Here is a 16,806-nt window from a genome sequence, read left to right as displayed (position 1 = left end):
CCTCCTCTATGTGCGTAGTTGACCGAAGGCGCTGCTCTGATTCAGTTGTGATGTCAGGTGCTCGCGCTCTTCGGGGGTGACCTGCTCCGCTTCGGGAGTCTTGACGTCGTCCCAGGGCCATTGCAGTTTGAACTGCGGGTCACCTCGGGATGCAAACGCGTTGACGACCCTGGTGAGCAGCAGGGCCGTGTGGAAACCTTCCCGGTCCATCGGGAAAGCCCAGCCGCTCATGGAAGCGAACAGGTGCGAGCCCATCTCCGTGCGGAGCTGGGCTATCAGGTCAATGGCTTCGCGGTAGCCCACCGATCCTCCGATGTCCTCGATGGAACAGTGGAGGCGGTGGCGGAAGTCGTAAGTGAGCGCGGGGCGGTGCTCCTCGACTACTTCAAGGAGCCCTGCAATTCCCCCATGGTCGCCTGCACCTTGCTCTCGAAGACCTTGAAGAACTCGACCATGATCTCGGTGGTCTCCATGATGTCGAGCTCATCGACGGTGGCTACGGTTTCCTCGCCGGCGATTTCGTCCAGGATCAGGAAGAACGCGTCCATCTGGTCCAGGCTGCCGAACTGGCGGAGGAGCTTGGTTTTGAAGCGCAGCGGAAGCGCGATTTCGCCCTCGGTGGTCTGGCACATCAGCTTGTCCTCGACCACGAGGAAACGCGGCTTTACTGCGGAAGCTTTGGGAGCAGTCATGTTTTGTCTCGCTATCCGATGGGTGGTGATGGGTTGGTGCTGTGGTCCTGCGCCCACCCATCACGGAGCGCAGGACCACAGGTTGTTGGGCGACTAAACGTCGCGGGTATATGCCTTTGCGGCCGAGGAGCCGAGCGGGTTGGTCACGATCACCGGAGCGGATCCAGCAGCACCGGCAGGCATGACGGCGGTGATCTGCGTGTCCGAATCGACGTCGAAGTCCGTCACCGGCGTGCCGCCTACAGTCACGGCAGTGGCGGTGAAGAAGCCCGTGCCCGTGATGGTGATCAGCTCACCAGCGCCAGCCGGATCGGGGTCACCCTCAACAGCGGTAATGGCAGGAGCCGCAGCTGCGGGGCTGCCAGCCGGGAGCAGCCACTCACCAAAGTGCTCGTTGCCCACCAGCGGGGAGCGGTGGATCGTCAGGGTGACTTCGTAGCCGAGCACGTTGCCGCGTTCGCTCTTGTCTTCCTTGACGGACTTGATGCTGACCTTCGGAGCCCAGCGACGGCGGATGACACCGTTCTTGAAGATCTCCTCAGTGAACACCGAGTACTGCACCGCGTGGCCACCGGCGTCAACGGTCATGTAGCCGTTCTCGTCAGCGGTCTTGCCGCGGATGATCGAACGGACAATCTCGTCCGTCTGGGCCAGCTTGAGGACCAGCTCGGCGGTGGCGATGCCGGTGGGGAGCGAGTAGCCCTCCTGGTAGAACACGATGGGGTCACCGTCAGGCTCCAGCGTCCACTCGAAGCCGCCGTCCTCCGTCAACAGGCCCGGGACCTTGTACTCTGCGGGCAGGACGTAGGAGCGGGAAGCGCCAGCGGACGGGGTCGGGCCAGTCGTGCCCTCAGGTGCGAAGCCGATGTGACCGGTTACCGGTACACCAACGGCAGAAACGTCGTTGCCGAGTTCATCAGCAGCCATTATTTGCCTCCAAATAGAAAAACCATCCACAGGCGTGAATGGCTGGTTGATTGGTTTGGGTAATGCTTACGGGAAGGGCGTTCCCACGACGGACAGCTCGAAAGTCATGTACCGGCGGGGCTGCCCGGATTCGTCCACGACCTTGTAGGGGCCGGTGGCGTCCAGCACAGCGGCAACCGGGTTGCCAGGCTCCACGCGGGCGCAGCCCTCCATGATGGCGAAGACCGTGTGCCCCAGGTTCGTGATGACAATCTTGTTGACCGTGTCCGAGCCAAGGATGGTGATTCCCACGGTGGGGGACTTGGTGACCCTGCTGGTTCGGGGTCCGCTGTCGTCCCTGACGATGATCTGGAACGGCGGTGCAGGTTTCGGGGCGGCAGGGTTATTCACCCAGAACTCATTCGAAATGAAGCCGCCCGGGAACGGCTGCCCAGGCATCGCCGCAAGCTCGCGCCGGATAAACCCGGTGAGGAACAGCTCAAGATCGGAGTAGATGACGCGGTCAGCCACTCTTCTTCACCTGGTTCAGCGCCCGGGCGAGGTTGCCGGTCTTGGACTCGATGAGCATGGTCTTCGGGTCACTGCCGACGACGAGAGCAACGTTGCGTTTCTCCACCGTCTTCTCCTCGACGTGCAGCCCGTCACGGTAGTCGCCCTCATCCACAGGAGCGGAGGCTTGGGCCGCGGCCAGGACCTTGTCAGCGACGTCACGGCACATCTGCGTCACGCCGGCTGATTTGCCGATCTCCTCAAAAAACTTGTCGTTGAACTCCATCAGCCAGTCACTTTCTTGACGCGAAATTCGGCGCCTGGAGCCCAGCCAGTGAGAGCGTTTTTCCAATTGGCGACCTCGCCCTGAACGTCCCAGAGCGTAGCTCCGTCGCGTATGCGATCACCCGCCAGAATGTCCTCATCGGGCCCACAGTAGATACTCATTTGCGTTACTACCGGGTTGCGGTCAACAGCGTTCGACTCGACGCTGGAAGACGGGGCAATTGCAACGCCCTCCAGCGTGAGTTCCAGCGGGTCTGACCAGTCGGCCAGCGTGCTGTCCTGCGAGTATGGGTCGGTTATTTGGCGGCGACGCTCCCTGATCACCATTTGCCCATTTGCCAAAGGAAACATCAGCACCGCCCTTCCGGCCAGATAAAGAGGCCTTCGTAGTTCCCGGACGGCGGCGAGTGGAATACGGGAAGGGCGATGCTGCGCCCTTCGAATACTTCCGCCATCCATGCCTCGATCTCCGATGGGTTCGTGCTTCCGGCCAGCAGGGTTGCTGATCGCGACATGGGACCGACGCCTTCGGAGAAGGACTTAGCGCCCCGCACGGGCGGTCTGTCCACCGCGCTGAGGACCATCTGCACTACAACGTCAGACACGTCCTCAGCTGTAAGCCTGTCTGCATCGTTCGCGATGCGCTGGTCCACATCAGGCCAGCGGCGACGGATCGCACGTGACGCCATGCCCAGGTAGTACTCAGCCTTTGGCTTTTCGGCAGTATTGAGTGGGCGCCACGCCTTTTCGATCGTCGGTATGTCTGCCAGATCGTCAGCCATGGCGCCCACCCCTCTTACTTTGTTGCCGTTGTCTTAGACGAAGCAGCAGCCTTGGCATCAGCAGCTGCTTTTGCATCCGCGTCAGCCTTTGCCTTCGCCGCCACCTTGGCTTCTTCGTCAGCCTTGGCATCCACGGCCGCCTTTGCAGCAGCTGCACGTGCAGCATCTTCTTCTGCGGTGTCGTTGGCGGGCTCATCCGCGACCTGTTCGATCCGTCCCAACTTCACCAGCTGGTCCAAGAGGCCCTGATCGACGCCGTCGGGGATGATTCCTCCGCGGTCAATGAAGCGTGCGATGCGGTTGCCGTCAGCCGGGCCGACGGCAACCTTCACGACCGGAGCCGTTACCTTGTACGTAGCCATGGTTAGGCCCCCGTTCCGGTGAGGTGGAAGCCGGCGAGCGGGTTCGCTACGACCGGGACGTGCGGGTTGCGGGCCTGAATCCGCGTCTTATCCGACTTCTCACGGAAAGACGCGATCTCGACGCCCGTATCGCCGCCGACCGGCTTGTACTCCGGCGAGGGGATGTCTTCGCGCCCGATGCCGCCCAGACGCCGACGGTCCACAAACAGCGGATCCGAGAACTCATCGTCATCACTGGCGATCCATGTCAGCCCGGCGATAGTCGGGAAGTCCCCAGTCAACGCTGTGTTGTCGTTGTCCGGGAGGACGTCGAGCAGTTCCGGGATGACCTCCGCGTACTGCTCGCCGTTCAACACAACCGTGTCGAGGGCGTAGCCGAGCTTGAGGCGTCGGGCTGCTGCCTGGACACGCAGCGCGTCCTTGAGGATCTGCTTGCCGTTGGACCAGGTAGCGCCGGCCGTCAGCGTCTGCGTGACCGAGGACTGAATGACGCCCAATGCCAGCTCGTTGGCGCTGAACACCAGTTCAGTCTGGAGGAAGAGCATCGCGTCATCGATGGGCTGACGCAGGCTACGGCCTACTTCCTCATCGACGACTTCAGTTGCGATGCCGTCCTTCTGGGTCGTGTAGATCTCGTACTGCTCGGCGCTCAACGGCGTCAGCTTGTACTCGGCGCCGGGCGCGACCTTCTCAGCACCCCGCTCGGTGCGGATCTTCTCGTTGGACGGAACCGCAATGGCGCCACCCTGGACCTTGTACCGGCCCTGAAGCAGGAACAGGCCCACGAACTGCTGGGCCGTCAGGATCTCGCCGAGGCGACGGGCCAGCTGGGTAGGGGACTGTGTAAATGCGATCAGCTGGGCTGCCGTCGCTTCCGAGAGCTGGCTCGGAGTGAGGGGGTAAGTCCTCATCTGACTACCGTCCTTTCTTAGAGTTCAAGAGCTTCGACGGCAGCGCCGTCAGCAGCAGAGGTGAGCGCGATGTAGTACGCCGTGCCGGCGGCCAAGGTGCGAACCTTGCCAGCGCCAGCAGCTTCCAGCCGCTGGCCGCGCGTGACCGCTCCAGAAGCAGTGAGCAAGTGAACTGTCTTGTTGACCTCGACAGTCACCTTGTCGCCGACAGCGGCATCATGACCGGCAACGCCCACCACTTTCGTGGATGCTGCTCCAGCGGGAGCAACAGAGCGGTCAGCAGAGCCGACCTCGACAGGATGGCCACCGGTGACAGCGGTGGTTACACCGAAGGTCACCGTTTGGCCTGGGCGGAATAAGGGCAGGTACTGACCCATGATTAGGCCCCCTTCGGGAAGATGTGATCGTAGGCAACGGCTTCATCGGTGGATTCCTCCACGCCGCCCGTGTAGCCCAGGCTGGCCACGGGGATGAGGCCCTTCTCAAGGCTCGCCAGAGTTTCAGCGACGCCCGGGTCAGCGGCGAGAGAGTTGAGCCAATGCTCGCGTCGTGCCGGCGGGATACGCCCGTCCTGCACGGCCACATTCACGAGCGCGGAACGTTCGTCAGCGAGCTGCTGCTGGCGAGCCATCCGCCCGTCCGCGGCATCGTTGCGGAGTTCCTCGTACTGAGCCGCGTCCAGCACCACGGTGCCCGGAGCGTGGGCAGCAGACGCGGCAGGAGCCGGTTCGGTTACCTGCTCAGCCAGCGCCTCGTCCACGGCGTCCAGAAGTTCGTCTTCGTTGAGTTCCGCGTCGGCGGAGATGCCGAGCCGCTCACGGAGCCCCTGGTTCAGTTTTGCCGACATTGGGTCGGTTCCTTTCTCTTTGGGGGTGGTGCTGTCCTTCGGCTCGGCCGGAGGTTTCGGGATGGCCTTTTCGACCATGTGGGCTGCCGCGGTGAGTGCCGAGCCGTTGACCAAGCTGAGGAGCTTGGGCCGGCGTTCGTGGCGGCTGTTGACTGCCGGTGCCGGTGCGTTCCGGCGGCCGGCGTGGGCAAAGATGGAGAGGTCGAAGCGGTTGCTTGCATCCTCGGTGTTTGGCTTTGTAGCGGCTTTGGCCACTCGATCAGCGAGACCCGCGGCCACCGCTTCGTCTGCGGTGTACCAGGTCTCGGCTCTCATGGCTTCGCGCCATTCCTCGACGCTCCCGCCAGCCCTCTCTGCGTAGATCCCGGCGATAGTGGATGAGATGCGGTCGAGGTCTCCTGCTGCCTTTTGCAAGGCTTCGGCGTTGCCCCAGGCGAATGTCCAAGCGTCGTGGATCATGAGCTCCGCGCCTTGGCCCATGACCACTTCATCGGCTGCCTGGATGATGAAGGACGCGGCCGACGCTGCCATGCCGTCCACCGTGGCTACAACGGTTGCTTTGTGCCGGCGGAGCGCGTTCATGATGGCCACACCGTCGTAGACCGAACCGCCTGGGGAATTGACCCAGAGGTTGATGGTCTCGACGTCGAGGGCAGCGATTTCGCGGACGAACTGCGCTGCATCGACGCCCCACCAGCTGTCGATCATTTCGTAGATGTACACGTCGGCCGCGTTGCTGTCGGCTGGGGCTTCCATACGAAACCACGGCTTTTGCGCTGCGGAGGGCTTGAGCATGTGGATAGTCATTTGTTCTCCGTTGTGGTTCGGGGCATGGGTTCCCTAGCTGTAGCCGGATCAGATCCAGGCAGCCCGTAGACGGTGCGCAGGAAGTCGTCGAGTTTCTGATCGGCCTTGATGGCGCCACAGTCGATAAGCATCTTGATTGCCTCGGCCGTCGCTGCGTGACGGGAGCCGATTTCTTCAAAGACCAGACGCGGTGCTGGCTCGTTCGGTCCCCAATTGACGTCCACAATGTCTTCGATCACGTGCTGAGTTGTGGTGTCCGCGATCTGCATCGCGAGTGTCTGCAACGACAGGGTGAAGAAGTCAGCGAACGTTGAACCGAGTGCCCATGAGCCTGTCTCTGTGCCAAGGTTCAGGAAGTGGGCCAGTACGGCGCGTGCTATCTGCTCGTCGTAGTAGCGGATTGGCTTGTCAGCGTCAGGAAGGGTTCCGGTGACACCCTTGAGTTCCAATTCAGCTTCGTTGGGGATGGACCCACCCGAATTGTCACCAGAGCGGATTCCTTTGGCGAGCTTGAGCCCCGCGTCCAGGTCCTGTTTTTCACGGGTGATCCGGTCTTCTCCCGTGACAGAGTCCGGGAGCTTTGCCCCCTTGTAGATGGGGATGCCCATTCCGTTGCGGTCGAGTGTCTGCGCTTGCACGCGCAACGCCCTGTCCTTCAGCAGCCAGTCTTTGTACGCCGGCCGCAGAATTGACTGGCCCAGCCAGTTCCCGCCTTCGCGTTCGTTGACGTAGACCACAAGCCGTTCGACGCCCATCGGCTTCTTGGCGTTGTGTTGATGGATTGCGACCAGTCCACCGTCCGGCGCTACATCCACACGTGAGATGGTCTTTGGGGGGCGCCAACCGAGCTTCCGAAGACGCGCCCAACCTGCCTCGTCGATGCGGTACTGCTGCTCAAACACAGAATGACCGAACGGGAGCATCAACAGCGAAAGGCGCAGGTGCTCCGACCATGCGAACCGGTCACGTGTCCGTAGAACCGGTTCGTTCTCCGCACCGACCAGCGGCAGCCCCAGATCATCCGCGACCTGCCGTGCGACCTCAGGGCGGGCGCCGTTCGGGTCGATCCGCCACTTCGTTCGGCGGATCGGCAGCGTCATCGCCCTCAGCACGGAGATGACCTGGGCGTCCTGCCGGCGCATCCGGTCGTACACCTCGATGTTGTGAGGCCACCTAAGCTCTGGTGTTTCCTCGCCGTCGAGTTCCGACCACCATTCTGTTGCGCTGGTGGCGTGGCCGAATTCCGTTACCGGGGCCGCGGTCGCTTGGCTGGCTTGGTTCTTCCGTGAGCTTGCCGACTTCCACCACTTCATACTGGCTTGCTCCTTTCGTTAGAACCCGATGTGGGCGACGTTGTCTGCCACGTGAGTTGCTTCCTCAGCCTTGACGGCCACAGGTGGTGGTGGCGGGGGAGGAGGGGCAATTTCCCGGCGTCCCATCAGCCATTTCGCTGCGGTGAAGGCCATCAGCGGTGCGACCTCGGCAGGGGATGCGCGGTGATCAGGGATGGAAGCGCCCCCGCTGAATACCTTCACCACGGCAGTTGCCGCAGCTGTGTCTAGTGGTGGCTGTGGGTTGTGGAAAACTGTCACGTCCCTTACAGAGTCAAAAACGTCAGCCCAACCACTGGTCAGGTCGCTGCCGGACCACTCGGTGACGGGGATCGTGAACTCTGTGTCCTCGGTCAGGCTTTCCATCAGTGGCGAGATCGGGGCTCCCTTTGACTGACCAGCCACGGACCTGATTCGAGGGCGGCGATGGTCGTCCATGAGCCACTTCTTGACCCAGTCCGACCCGTGACGCCCCGCAACGATCTCAACCTGGGCTTTGCCGTCTGCCCTGTAGCCTCCGAAGGCCACATAAGTCATTGACCGGTCGTGTGACTGGTCAATTCCGGCCCATACGGGCGAACCCGGGACGATGCGGTGTTCTTCAGCGACACCTTTAGTCCCGTCATCCAAGACAATCAGCGGGTTCTTGCCCTTGTCCCATGAACCGGGCGGAAATGGACCCAGCAGCGTGCCTTCGGACCACTGGCAAAGCACTTCCGTGCGGAAAACCCACTCAGGATCGGTCCGGCAGGCGGCCGCAATGGTGCGCTCGGTGAATCCGGGGTTCCAGTTGAGCGATGGGTTGCCTTGGGCCCACCCTTGACGGTCCCGTTTGTCGCAACCAGGAGGGGCCGACCATTCCCACAGACCGAGAGTGTCCTCGTCCTGTTCAAATTCGGCCAGTTCATCTTCGTCGAGATCATCTTCATCGCCCTCAACGAGGTCAGCGACGTCGAGCGCGGTTGGCCCCGAGGCTCCGATCTCCTCGCAGATGCCGTCCGGGTCGCCGATGGCTTCGTGTGCCATCTTTCGCAAATACTTCAGGACGATTGACGTCATATCGCCGGCGTTGGATAGCGCCAGAATCAACGCCTCGGCCTGCGCCATGGTCGTCTTGGTGATCGCGCCCCAAGCTTCCCAGTTCTGATGCTCGCGCAACTCATCGAGCATGATCAGATTGCCGGTGAAACCGCGCCCGGCGCGCCGGTTGGCGGCCTTGACCTTGTAGCGACTGCCGGTTTTGTCGGTGGCCTTGCCCTTGGGGTCCTGGGCTTTTAGTTCAAGCGCCTTTTTGCCATTGACCTTGACGACCTTTTTGAGCAGCTTGGATAGCTCGTCATCCTCTTCAACGAGGTCAACGGCGCCTTGCCATACTTCCTCTGCCGTTTCGAGGTCTTGGGCGGTGCCCATGACCAAGGGCCAGCCCCAGACGATCATGAACCAGAGCGCCAGCACTTGTGAGAGGGTGCTCTTGCCGTTCTGGCGGGCGATCAGCACGACGGCGGTACGGAACCTCAGTGAGCCGTCGGGGAGCAGCTCCAGCATCCTGCAGAGCAGCACCTTCTGCCACGGATACAGGTCGACGCCCAGCACGTCACGAGCGAAGTCGATGACGTCATAGCCAAGCGTCGTGTCCGGAGTCAGAGCACGCAGCGGTGGGGTGCAGATCCGCGGCTCGGCGTATCCGTAGATCTTCTTCCGCTTGGCTCCGGACTGATCCGGCTCCGGAACATGGCAGATCTGGCGGTAGTAGTCGCCCGGGTCTACCGCGTTCGGGCCGCTAACCGGATCGGCGTGCCCTGGCGCGAGCTTGGAGGTCTGAGACACTTGCTACCCCCGACTTTTCGCCTTCGGCCGGCTCTTCGCCCTCCGTAGGTGCTGGAGCCACCACCCCGACGCCCGAGGGCACGGAAGCAGGAGTTACTTGTAGCTCGGCGCAAGCCTTGAGGTACTGCGGCACAGTCGTTGTCATGGCCTTTTGGAGGGCTTCCATGCTGTCGCGCTGGGCTTCATCGACCATCCAGGCGAGCGTCTTCAAAGCAGCCACTGGACCGGCGAACCGAGGCCCCTCCAAGTGTTTGGCTTCCGCGATGGACTGAGCGGTTGCGTCAGCTATGTAGCCTCGCTTCCTGACTGGCTTTACCAGCGGCGCAAACCTGTCACCCCACGCACGGATCTGCTCCGCCGTGGCGCGTTCCACGGCGAGCGCCGGGTGAGGAATGACTCGGCCGCGGGGATCTGTGACCACCATGCCCTCTTCTTCAATCCTGTCCCTGGCTTCTCGGAGGCGAGCCATGAGGGTGCAGAAGGTTTCCAGCGCGGCGCGATCCACTTTTCCGGCCAGGTCGTTGCTGGCGACGATTTCTCGCCAGACGTCGGCCACAGGCTCGGGAAGGTGCTCGGGTGCTTCTATAAGTTCAGGAGAGCTTTCCTGCTCGCGAGCGGTCATAGCTTCAACTCCCCGAGTTTCATCGAGCCGCAGCTGAGCGGCTTTGCGGATAGGGTGCCAACGGCGATCGAATCCAAAGAACGTGCCTGAACCGCGGGCCACTCAGACGCCGACCGGGGCCTCAAGCGGGCCACAAGATCGGAGAGTTGCCTCCGGGATTTCCTCCAGTCGATCAGGAGGGCAACGTCCGCGACGCTCATGTGTGGATAGTCGGCCAGCACCTCCCTGACTGCCGGTTCCGCGTCTTCGATCGCCGAGGGCCGATAGTAGCTGTCACGGGCGCCGGAACGCAGCCCGCGGCGTACTGCGTTCCTGGATGCCTCACGGGACCGGCTGATGCTTCTGATGGACTCGCCACCCTCGTGCGCCTCCCTGAAAGCGCGGCGATCGTGCATGTTATGACTTGTCGGTCTGCCAGGTGTCAGCGTGGCAGACCGTCAGCAGGCGAGGTGCCGCCTTCAGGCCCAGCAGGTCACTCAGGATCAGATCAGTTTCGTCAACGCCGTACTCCACACCCTTGCGTGCGCCCTGATTGATGAGCGTTTTGTAACCAATGATGCTGGGGTGCCTGCGCGGTCGGCCGCGGTCCAGGTTGAGCTGTTCTGCTTGGCGACCGTCTTTGACGACCAACACCCGCGTGACATTGTCGGGGGCATCGTCCAGCCATTTCAGAGCCAGCCGCGTTTTGCCTTCCTGACGGGCACCGATGATCACATGTTCTGGAGTGTCCAAGAGATACAGCATGTGCGTCTCAGCGGCCCGCCGCTTTGAATCAGCCAGGGCAGCGGCGAACTCCGGCGTTGGGGGGTCAATTTCCAAGGCGAAACCGATCATGCGTTGCCGCGTTTGGGTATCCACGCCCGGTGATGCTGCTGAAACCATCTCGTCAGTTACCGCTGCGGCGAACTGTGCCAGCCGATTCCTCAGCTCGGCCTCATCGACTCGTACCCGGGCCGTGATGGAAACGTTCCCCACGGCGCGGATCTCTTCTGCGATGACGGGCAGCTCGATTTCACCGATGTCAGATGGCTCCGCATCGCCGATTCTTGCGGAGATAACGATGGTCGAATTTCCGAGGTTTGCTGCCATGGCTGAACCGGCCTTTCGGGTAAGATATGGGTCCGTTTTCCCCGCCAATTCAACGTTTTCGGCGCGATTCCGATGGGGGAGAGACCCGGGGGGAGAGGACGGAGCAGGCGGGGAGTGTCCGGCGATCCGCCTTGCTGGATTTTATTGAGGCCCGGAGGGTCACCAGTCTTCGGAGGTGATCCCCATGCTGAGGTCCTCACCCGGGCCGGCTGCCTTGTTGCAGTCCAGATGCGCTGGCTTCCAGTTGCTTGGCTCCCAAGTCAGGTGCGGGTACAGCTTGCGAGACTTCACATGTTGGACACTGCACGACTGCTTATGCGGATAGGTGAGCGAGTAGTCAATGCTCTGCTTGCAGATGCAACACACATCGCTGCGTCGTCGCCCTTCGGCCTTGACCTTGGCAAGCGCTTCGCCGGCCCGCCGTCCTGACCAAGATGGAATGCTCAGTCCGTTCACATCAGACTCACCGCCTTGGCTGGACATGACAAAGGCCCCGACGGTATCCGTCGAGGCCTTCACTCAAAGCTGTAGGGACAGCTGTCCCCTCGGATTTAGGGTACTACATTTTCAGACCCGCATCCGTCTCCGACCATGCATGTACTCAAACACCCTCAAAACGTCGCCGGGATAGTAGACCCGCTGCGGGTTCTTGGTTGTTGTCACGCGATCCAGGACGTAACGCAACCTCCCGAGCTGAACCCAGTTCTCGAAGTCCTTCTTGAGGATCACCACCTTTGTCTTCCGCTGAAGGTACTCACGCACTGCCCTCGGTGGCATCGGCTCGCCCCTGGCCTTCAGCCTCAACCTGTCCAGGACATCACTGACCTGGTGGACCGTCTTACATGACGGGCACTTCACGGTGACGTCATCGGGGTGGGCAACCAGCCGGCCATCGCAGGGAATCGGATCATCGTTCTCACCTTCGCCGTCGAGCAGCTCCTCGCACTGACCATAGACGCGCTTGTCCTCAGGGCCCCACACCAGATCACGTGCTCTCGAAACCCAGTCCCGCGCCATGAACAAGATCTCTCCTGCCTTTGGGTTTTCCATCGCGGTGGCATGGGCACGTTCCGGAAGCTGGTGGAGCCATGCCCGCAGCAGGTAGGCATCCACGTTCATGGCCGGCTGCGACTTCGCGTGTCCGCCACCGCCTCCACTTGCGCCCGGGCTCCTGGTCACAGCTGTCTGATCGATCGCGCCGCCGATGAACTGAAGCAGCGGTCCAACGTCGGCGAGAAGAGAATCCAGCTCAATGATGCAGTCCGTGCACAGGTAGAGCGACGTCACCCGGTAGCAATCCGGCGTTGTGCAGGTGGTCATTTGTCCCCTCTCAGTTCTCGCTGGATTCGACCGCTCTTCAGATCCTCGGGACGCCACACGTCAGCATCGAGGCCGGCCATCTTGAGAATCTTCAAGCAGATGACCTGGGCAGGACGCACCCGGCCCGTTGTAGTCTTCAGCTCCCGGAACAGGACACGCCTCCTGGACAAACTGCCAAGGACGAGATCCGGAAAGCCAGCCTGTGAGCGCCGGCTATCTGGGTTGTGGTAGCGCAGTTCGTATCCGAAGTATTGAGCGAGTTCCAGAACTGACTCTTGAAGCTGATCTTCTGATGGTGAGTTGTGCGATGAAAGTCGTTTGGTAGGCATGTTCAGTTCCGTCCTCGGTTGCGGGGGCGTCTTCTTCTTTTGGTTTGGTTCTTGGGTTTGCCTTGGGTTGAGTGCGGGGCTTCCTGCCCTTCACTGCCCTTACCTGCCAGACCCGTCCCGTCCCTACCCGTCCCGACAAATCCAGATCCGGGATACCTGTGTCCTGGGTCAGGATTTGGTCTGGTGTTGGTTCTGGATCCCGTTGCAGCCGGGTGTCCCGTTGCTGCCGGTGGATGCTTGGCCGTGGCTGTGTGGGCCGGTGACTCGTTGGATGGGCCGGAGTGAGCCGTTGCCTCATCTGGTCCCGGAGCGGCCTGCGTGGGCTGCTCTACGGGGCGCGTGTCGTCCGTTGCCGTGGTGCTGGTGGCCGGTGCATGGGGGCGGGTGTAGGTGGGTTCGATCGGGGTGCCGTGCTTGGCGATGAAAGCGGCCGTTGCTGGGCCGATGATCGGCTCTGCCGGAACTGGGAGGGTCTTCCAGGTGCTTTCGGGATCGTCTTGGCGGCGTCCGTTGCATTCGCGGCAGCAGACAACGAGGGTGTCTACTGTGGCCGCTTTGCCGGGGTTGGTGTGGTCGTACGTGGCGCCGCGTCCGGATTTGGTGTCTCCCCAGGCGACTGACTTGCCACAGTATCTGCAAGCGTCTCCGTCGCGGGCTCTTACTCGCCACGTCAGTTCATTGTTTCGGGTGTCCTTCTTTCTTTGGTTGTCCCATTCGCGTTCGGCCTTCAGGATCATGTGGAAGAGGTCATTGTCCTCAACCAGCTTGAAGGCCTTACGCTGCTCGCCCTCCACGGTGATTGACGTCTCTGTGAGGTAGCCGCAGAACTTCGCCGCCTTGATCAGTTCGTTGTAGCGCCCGAGCGAACCGGCCATCTGCCTGGCTGTGCCGACGCTGATGATGTAGTCCTGTTCGTACGCTGCGGCCTGGGTCGCGCAGCGGGCGACGAAACCGAAGCATTCGTTGAGGATCCTGTCATCGGCCTCGTCCATTTCCACAGCTGCGAGGACGATGGGGTGATTCGCCGCCGCGTCGCCCTGCTTCAGCCATGGCACTGGATGGACCTTCTTTCGTTGTTGGCGCCGTTCTCGGCAGTGTTGTGTAGGTGAATGGCCGACGGTAAGCCACGAATAAAGGCCTGCCAGCCATGGCAGCGCAAAGGAAAGTGCGCTGCCATGGCGTCAGCTCTTCGCCAAGTACCGACTCCGCGTAGGCCACGATGTCGCGCTGGGCTGACTGCTTCGTCATCGCGTGCGGCCGCCGGTCTTGACCTGCTTGATCTGCGAAGCAAAGCCCACCCGGACCAGTACCGGAGTACGTGGATCGATGCCAGCCCTCTCAGCCTCCTGAATGAACTGGCCCAGTTCGGCCAGCGTGACGCCGGCCTTCGCGTTTTCCGCGTCCCTGGTTACCTGAATCAGCGGCATCGACCGCCGGCTAAATTGATCGCTCATCGTGCTTCCTCTTGTTCTGGTGCGGGACCGATGCAAGAACACCGGCAGACTCCGCCTGTTTCTGAGTAGTAGATGCCGTTGCATGACGGCCACTGGTTGTCTGGCGCGCCGTGATAATGGCCGCAGCTCGGACAACGGGTCACCTTGCGCACAAGGCCCCTGCAATCGCGGACGTCATGAGAGGTCCTCACGGATTAGCAGATAGGTACCTGCTAACTCGGACCTAGCCAAGAGCTCGGCATCAATCGCTCCGTAAGCGACCAGTACACTCGGCGCACCACAGTTGGCGGGCGCTCGAGTGCCGTCCGGGTAGTGAAAATGAAGACGTCCCCAAAGGAACTTGACGGCAGTCGCCTTCTTCCAGACCTGCTCCACGAATCCGGCCGTCTCCGTGCGGGCGAAGATCAACGCTGTTCCTTTTCCGTGCGCCGCGAGCTTCCCCAGCCAAGGCCACACCTCTTTGCCATATGGCGGGTTGAGCCATACCCGGCCGCTCCACTCAGCAGCGAACCCGTCTTCCGGGAGGATGATGTGGCGTCCGGCCGTTGGCCAGTTCGGGGCCGCGCATGGATCGAGGTCAAAGTCACCAAGTGCCTCGTGCACGAAGTGGGGAGTAAGCCACGTAGTCGTTTCGGCGCGGGCTGACTGGTGAGATCCCATTGCCCTTCGAGGTGCGCGTCGCGGTGATGCGTGAGCATCGAGCAGGGGGGCCCGCAAATCAGTCACGCCGTCCGCTCCTTCTTGAGCTCATCCCACGCCACACTGCGGTAGAGATTCTGGATGTAGCTACCGGCCTTGTCCCAGTCGCGGTTACCAGCTTCGGCCAGCAGTTCCTGCGCCCGGGCGTCCACCGTGGCCTTTTGCTCGTCGGACAGAATCAGGCGAGCAGACCAGCTGCCATCGCCCTCGTAGTCGAGCTCGATCTGGTGTGTCCCAACGCCGGCGTGCTCGGCTTCCTCTTGAAGGGCGTCACTGCACGAATCGGAGTGGATCGCAGCGCACTGGGTGCTCGGCGTCATCCAGTCGCCTTCGATGTTCTGGTGTTCATCGCCGTGGCGGGTGTATGCGCCTGCGTTCGATTCGTCGTCGGTAGGTTCGTACTGGTCCTTGTCACACTGTTTGCATTCCCACCACAGGTAGCAGCTACCATCACCAGGGCATTCGACGGTGAACTGAACGGTGTCGATGTACTGGCCTTCCGGTAGGTCCTCATCCATGTTCGGGACCGCTGTCACGGTTACGGTATGTGCGCTCATTTGGTGGTTTCCTTCTTGCGTCGGGGCTTGCTTACTCGCCGGATGAGGGTGACCTTGGCGTCTGCTTTGAACTGGAACTCAGTGCCACGAATACCGGGAGCCTTGCTGCTGAGATCAAGGAGCCCCGTGCGTTGTTCGCCCTGATACTCCCAGCGTCGAATCTCGCCAAGCTCGATGCAGCGGTGGAAGCGGGGAAATAGGTCGTCAGGGTTAGGGGTGAGCTCGATCTGCATATAGAAGCCCAGATGCTCGTCTGTGAGATCAGCGACCGTAACAAGGCTGCTCATCGTCCACCCCACTTCCGACGGTCCATCAACAAACTGGGATCATGCGGGACGTTCTTTGGTGGCGGTACCAAGGTGTAGTCATCCTGGAAGTGGTCGGCCTTTGCCAACGTCTGCACAAGCTCCACGAAAGGCATAAAAGCTTCCGCGAACGTTTGGCCGAAGTGTTTGAGCAGGTTGCCGCGGTTATGGCTCAAGTTGCACTCCTTGGCTCGGAGGAGATCCGGAACCACCGGCGACACGTAGCCGCATGGCAGGCATTCGAAGACCCACCGGGCTTTGCCTTCTTTACGGATCATGATTTGTCCTTTTTGGTGGGGAAGATTTGGGCGTAGAAGTCAGGATGCTCTTTCATGAGCTGCGCGAGCTTGGCTGTCAGCACCGGCACAGGATCGGGCGCGGCCTCGGCTGAGGTTGTCATTCGTCGGCCTGGTCGAAGTGCGGCAGCTCCGCGAATCGGCTCAAGACGTGTTCGATGTCTTCGGCCCTGTCAGCTGACATTGGCTTGTAGAGATCAAGTCCCCAGTCGATGCATCCGCGGGCGTAGGTGGCGACCTGGGCGGCGTGCCAGAACTCAGCAGCTAACTCCGCGTCCGTGAGGCGCTTTCGCCGCGAGAGTGCTGCTTCCATGAACCGATCCGTTTGCCACTCAGTGGAAGCTTGGAGGCTCCGCATGGCCTGGGTGAGCAGACTGCCACCGGGTTCAACGCTCAGCGGGAAAGCCGGTACGGGCGGGTGAATGGTCAGTTCCAGGGGCCGGCTCATGCAGTCGCCGCCAGATTCCAGAGGCCGAGCTGTCCGATCTCGGGGAACGGGCACGCGAGCGGACGCGGGTTGGCCAGCTCCCAGTGATACATCCCGGGCCGCGCCCATTCGGAGCAGTATCCATCGGCCGTTTTGCAGTCCAGGGAGTAGTGGCAGCCAATGACTTCCACGGTTCCGAGGACGTGACCTTGCAGGCGGACGGCGTTCTTGACGGCCAAGGGGGCCGCGTCCCGCGCCTGGCGGAACGTCTCGTTCTCGTAGCCAGCTTCGTCGTCCTTCTTTGCGGCGTGGATGTAGAGCGTTCCGCGGTGGTTGATGGACTGTGAGCGGTTCTCGACGTCCTTACCCGCGTGGAGGATGCACCACGCCCACGGGTTCTTGACCGTGACGGCCTTCAATGCCGGCGCTTCGATGTAGGTCATGAGCA

The 16,806-nt window shown here is 61.7% G+C and carries 27 protein-coding genes; all 27 read right to left on the bottom strand.

Annotation, left to right across the window (positions count from 1 at the left end; genetic code table 11):
- Positions 1–6: 6 nt before the first annotated feature.
- Positions 7–303: a hypothetical protein gene (locus AYX22_RS14115; RefSeq protein ID WP_207593989.1), complete on the bottom strand. Its 297-nt coding sequence runs from the start codon at positions 301–303 to the stop codon at positions 7–9.
- Between the two features lie 77 nt (positions 304–380).
- Positions 381–692, bottom strand: coding sequence for a hypothetical protein (locus AYX22_RS14110; RefSeq protein ID WP_207593988.1), 312 nt, complete (start codon positions 690–692; stop codon positions 381–383).
- A 93-nt stretch (positions 693–785) separates the two neighbouring features.
- Positions 786–1,619 (bottom strand): IPT/TIG domain-containing protein, encoded by an 834-nt coding sequence (locus AYX22_RS14105; protein ID WP_207593987.1) that lies wholly within the window; start codon positions 1,617–1,619, stop codon positions 786–788.
- Positions 1,620–1,685: 66 nt separating this feature from the next.
- Complete coding sequence (locus AYX22_RS14100; RefSeq protein ID WP_207593986.1) at positions 1,686–2,129, bottom strand: hypothetical protein; 444 nt, start codon at positions 2,127–2,129, stop codon at positions 1,686–1,688.
- Complete coding sequence (locus AYX22_RS14095; RefSeq protein ID WP_207593985.1) at positions 2,122–2,394, bottom strand: HK97 gp10 family phage protein; 273 nt, start codon at positions 2,392–2,394, stop codon at positions 2,122–2,124. Before AYX22_RS14095 ends, AYX22_RS14100 begins: the two co-directional genes overlap by 8 nt.
- Positions 2,394–2,744, bottom strand: a complete 351-nt coding sequence (locus tag AYX22_RS14090) for a hypothetical protein (protein ID WP_207593984.1) — start codon at positions 2,742–2,744, stop codon at positions 2,394–2,396. The genes AYX22_RS14095 and AYX22_RS14090 overlap by 1 nt, the downstream gene beginning before the upstream one ends.
- Positions 2,744–3,175, bottom strand: a complete 432-nt coding sequence (locus AYX22_RS14085) for a Gp19/Gp15/Gp42 family protein (RefSeq protein WP_207593983.1) — start codon at positions 3,173–3,175, stop codon at positions 2,744–2,746. The genes AYX22_RS14090 and AYX22_RS14085 overlap by 1 nt, the downstream gene beginning before the upstream one ends.
- Before the next feature lie 14 nt (positions 3,176–3,189).
- Positions 3,190–3,537, bottom strand: a complete 348-nt coding sequence (locus AYX22_RS14080; protein WP_207593982.1) for a hypothetical protein — start codon at positions 3,535–3,537, stop codon at positions 3,190–3,192.
- A 2-nt stretch (positions 3,538–3,539) separates the two neighbouring features.
- Entirely contained in the window at positions 3,540–4,448 is a 909-nt protein-coding gene (locus AYX22_RS14075) for a hypothetical protein (RefSeq protein WP_207593981.1), read from the bottom strand.
- Positions 4,449–4,465: 17 nt separating this feature from the next.
- Positions 4,466–4,825 carry a capsid cement protein gene (locus AYX22_RS14070; RefSeq protein ID WP_207593980.1) on the bottom strand — a complete coding sequence of 120 codons (360 nt, stop codon included), beginning with the start codon at positions 4,823–4,825 and terminating at the stop codon, positions 4,466–4,468.
- A gap of 2 nt (positions 4,826–4,827) precedes the next feature.
- On the bottom strand, positions 4,828–6,102 hold the full coding sequence (locus tag AYX22_RS14065) for a head maturation protease, ClpP-related (RefSeq protein WP_207593979.1): 1,275 nt from the start codon (positions 6,100–6,102) through the stop codon (positions 4,828–4,830).
- Entirely contained in the window at positions 6,099–7,415 is a 1,317-nt protein-coding gene (locus AYX22_RS14060; RefSeq protein ID WP_207593978.1) for a hypothetical protein, read from the bottom strand. Before AYX22_RS14060 ends, AYX22_RS14065 begins: the two co-directional genes overlap by 4 nt.
- Positions 7,416–7,433: 18 nt before the next feature.
- Positions 7,434–9,260, bottom strand: coding sequence for a terminase large subunit (locus AYX22_RS14055; protein ID WP_207593977.1), 1,827 nt, complete (start codon positions 9,258–9,260; stop codon positions 7,434–7,436).
- Positions 9,214–9,882 (bottom strand): P27 family phage terminase small subunit, encoded by a 669-nt coding sequence (locus tag AYX22_RS14050; protein WP_207593976.1) that lies wholly within the window; start codon positions 9,880–9,882, stop codon positions 9,214–9,216. Before AYX22_RS14050 ends, AYX22_RS14055 begins: the two co-directional genes overlap by 47 nt.
- 396 nt (positions 9,883–10,278) lie before the next feature.
- Positions 10,279–10,971 carry a hypothetical protein gene (locus AYX22_RS14045; protein ID WP_207593975.1) on the bottom strand — a complete coding sequence of 231 codons (693 nt, stop codon included), beginning with the start codon at positions 10,969–10,971 and terminating at the stop codon, positions 10,279–10,281.
- Positions 10,972–11,130: 159 nt separating this feature from the next.
- The gene (locus AYX22_RS14040) at positions 11,131–11,490 is read right to left on the bottom strand and encodes a hypothetical protein (protein WP_207593974.1); all 360 of its coding nucleotides are present in this window, start codon (positions 11,488–11,490) and stop codon (positions 11,131–11,133) included.
- Positions 11,491–11,538: 48 nt separating this feature from the next.
- Positions 11,539–12,291 (bottom strand): hypothetical protein, encoded by a 753-nt coding sequence (locus AYX22_RS14035; RefSeq protein WP_207593973.1) that lies wholly within the window; start codon positions 12,289–12,291, stop codon positions 11,539–11,541.
- Complete coding sequence (locus AYX22_RS14030) at positions 12,288–12,620, bottom strand: VRR-NUC domain-containing protein (protein ID WP_207593972.1); 333 nt, start codon at positions 12,618–12,620, stop codon at positions 12,288–12,290. The genes AYX22_RS14035 and AYX22_RS14030 overlap by 4 nt, the downstream gene beginning before the upstream one ends.
- Before the next feature lie 2 nt (positions 12,621–12,622).
- Entirely contained in the window at positions 12,623–13,675 is a 1,053-nt protein-coding gene (locus tag AYX22_RS14025; RefSeq protein ID WP_207593971.1) for a hypothetical protein, read from the bottom strand.
- Positions 13,676–13,864: 189 nt separating this feature from the next.
- Complete coding sequence (locus AYX22_RS14020; protein ID WP_207593970.1) at positions 13,865–14,074, bottom strand: hypothetical protein; 210 nt, start codon at positions 14,072–14,074, stop codon at positions 13,865–13,867.
- Positions 14,075–14,248: 174 nt separating this feature from the next.
- Positions 14,249–14,734, bottom strand: coding sequence for a DNA N-6-adenine-methyltransferase (locus AYX22_RS14015; protein WP_207593969.1), 486 nt, complete (start codon positions 14,732–14,734; stop codon positions 14,249–14,251).
- 62 nt (positions 14,735–14,796) lie between these two features.
- Positions 14,797–15,330 carry a hypothetical protein gene (locus tag AYX22_RS14010; RefSeq protein ID WP_207593968.1) on the bottom strand — a complete coding sequence of 178 codons (534 nt, stop codon included), beginning with the start codon at positions 15,328–15,330 and terminating at the stop codon, positions 14,797–14,799.
- Entirely contained in the window at positions 15,327–15,617 is a 291-nt protein-coding gene (locus AYX22_RS14005) for a hypothetical protein (RefSeq protein WP_207593967.1), read from the bottom strand. Before AYX22_RS14005 ends, AYX22_RS14010 begins: the two co-directional genes overlap by 4 nt.
- Entirely contained in the window at positions 15,614–15,913 is a 300-nt protein-coding gene (locus AYX22_RS14000) for a hypothetical protein (RefSeq protein ID WP_207593966.1), read from the bottom strand. Before AYX22_RS14000 ends, AYX22_RS14005 begins: the two co-directional genes overlap by 4 nt.
- The gene (locus tag AYX22_RS24310) at positions 15,910–16,035 is read right to left on the bottom strand and encodes a hypothetical protein (protein ID WP_278251929.1); all 126 of its coding nucleotides are present in this window, start codon (positions 16,033–16,035) and stop codon (positions 15,910–15,912) included. The genes AYX22_RS14000 and AYX22_RS24310 overlap by 4 nt, the downstream gene beginning before the upstream one ends.
- A complete protein-coding gene (locus AYX22_RS13995; RefSeq protein ID WP_207593965.1) occupies positions 16,032–16,379 on the bottom strand; it encodes a hypothetical protein in 348 nt (115 codons plus the stop codon). The genes AYX22_RS24310 and AYX22_RS13995 overlap by 4 nt, the downstream gene beginning before the upstream one ends.
- Positions 16,376–16,801, bottom strand: a complete 426-nt coding sequence (locus AYX22_RS13990) for an ASCH domain-containing protein (protein WP_207593964.1) — start codon at positions 16,799–16,801, stop codon at positions 16,376–16,378. The genes AYX22_RS13995 and AYX22_RS13990 overlap by 4 nt, the downstream gene beginning before the upstream one ends.
- Between the last annotated feature and the right edge of the window lie 5 nt (positions 16,802–16,806).

The sequence above is a fragment of the Arthrobacter sp. D5-1 genome (assembly GCF_017357425.1).
In the GTDB taxonomy this organism is placed as follows: Bacteria; Actinomycetota; Actinomycetes; order Actinomycetales; family Micrococcaceae; genus Arthrobacter.
This window is presented reverse-complemented; position numbering and strand designations above follow the sequence as displayed.

Coding starts and splice junctions, on each gene's coding strand:
- AYX22_RS14065 (WP_207593979.1), bottom strand. CDS start 6,102: ATGACTATCCACATGCTCAAGCCCTCCGCAGCGCAAAAGCCGTGGTTT.
- AYX22_RS14085 (WP_207593983.1), bottom strand. CDS start 3,175: ATGGCTGACGATCTGGCAGACATACCGACGATCGAAAAGGCGTGGCGC.
- AYX22_RS13995 (WP_207593965.1), bottom strand. CDS start 16,379: ATGAGCCGGCCCCTGGAACTGACCATTCACCCGCCCGTACCGGCTTTC.
- AYX22_RS14010 (WP_207593968.1), bottom strand. CDS start 15,330: ATGAGCGCACATACCGTAACCGTGACAGCGGTCCCGAACATGGATGAG.
- AYX22_RS14045 (WP_207593975.1), bottom strand. CDS start 10,971: ATGGCAGCAAACCTCGGAAATTCGACCATCGTTATCTCCGCAAGAATC.
- AYX22_RS24310 (WP_278251929.1), bottom strand. CDS start 16,035: ATGACAACCTCAGCCGAGGCCGCGCCCGATCCTGTGCCGGTGCTGACA.
- AYX22_RS14015 (WP_207593969.1), bottom strand. CDS start 14,734: ATGGGATCTCACCAGTCAGCCCGCGCCGAAACGACTACGTGGCTTACT.
- AYX22_RS14075 (WP_207593981.1), bottom strand. CDS start 4,448: ATGAGGACTTACCCCCTCACTCCGAGCCAGCTCTCGGAAGCGACGGCA.
- AYX22_RS14110 (WP_207593988.1), bottom strand. CDS start 692: ATGACTGCTCCCAAAGCTTCCGCAGTAAAGCCGCGTTTCCTCGTGGTC.
- AYX22_RS14050 (WP_207593976.1), bottom strand. CDS start 9,882: ATGACCGCTCGCGAGCAGGAAAGCTCTCCTGAACTTATAGAAGCACCC.
- AYX22_RS14000 (WP_207593966.1), bottom strand. CDS start 15,913: ATGATCCGTAAAGAAGGCAAAGCCCGGTGGGTCTTCGAATGCCTGCCA.
- AYX22_RS14090 (WP_207593984.1), bottom strand. CDS start 2,744: ATGTTTCCTTTGGCAAATGGGCAAATGGTGATCAGGGAGCGTCGCCGC.
- AYX22_RS14035 (WP_207593973.1), bottom strand. CDS start 12,291: ATGACCACCTGCACAACGCCGGATTGCTACCGGGTGACGTCGCTCTAC.
- AYX22_RS14070 (WP_207593980.1), bottom strand. CDS start 4,825: ATGGGTCAGTACCTGCCCTTATTCCGCCCAGGCCAAACGGTGACCTTC.
- AYX22_RS13990 (WP_207593964.1), bottom strand. CDS start 16,801: ATGACCTACATCGAAGCGCCGGCATTGAAGGCCGTCACGGTCAAGAAC.
- AYX22_RS14105 (WP_207593987.1), bottom strand. CDS start 1,619: ATGGCTGCTGATGAACTCGGCAACGACGTTTCTGCCGTTGGTGTACCG.
- AYX22_RS14020 (WP_207593970.1), bottom strand. CDS start 14,074: ATGAGCGATCAATTTAGCCGGCGGTCGATGCCGCTGATTCAGGTAACC.
- AYX22_RS14005 (WP_207593967.1), bottom strand. CDS start 15,617: ATGAGCAGCCTTGTTACGGTCGCTGATCTCACAGACGAGCATCTGGGC.
- AYX22_RS14030 (WP_207593972.1), bottom strand. CDS start 12,620: ATGCCTACCAAACGACTTTCATCGCACAACTCACCATCAGAAGATCAG.
- AYX22_RS14095 (WP_207593985.1), bottom strand. CDS start 2,394: ATGGAGTTCAACGACAAGTTTTTTGAGGAGATCGGCAAATCAGCCGGC.
- AYX22_RS14060 (WP_207593978.1), bottom strand. CDS start 7,415: ATGAAGTGGTGGAAGTCGGCAAGCTCACGGAAGAACCAAGCCAGCCAA.
- AYX22_RS14080 (WP_207593982.1), bottom strand. CDS start 3,537: ATGGCTACGTACAAGGTAACGGCTCCGGTCGTGAAGGTTGCCGTCGGC.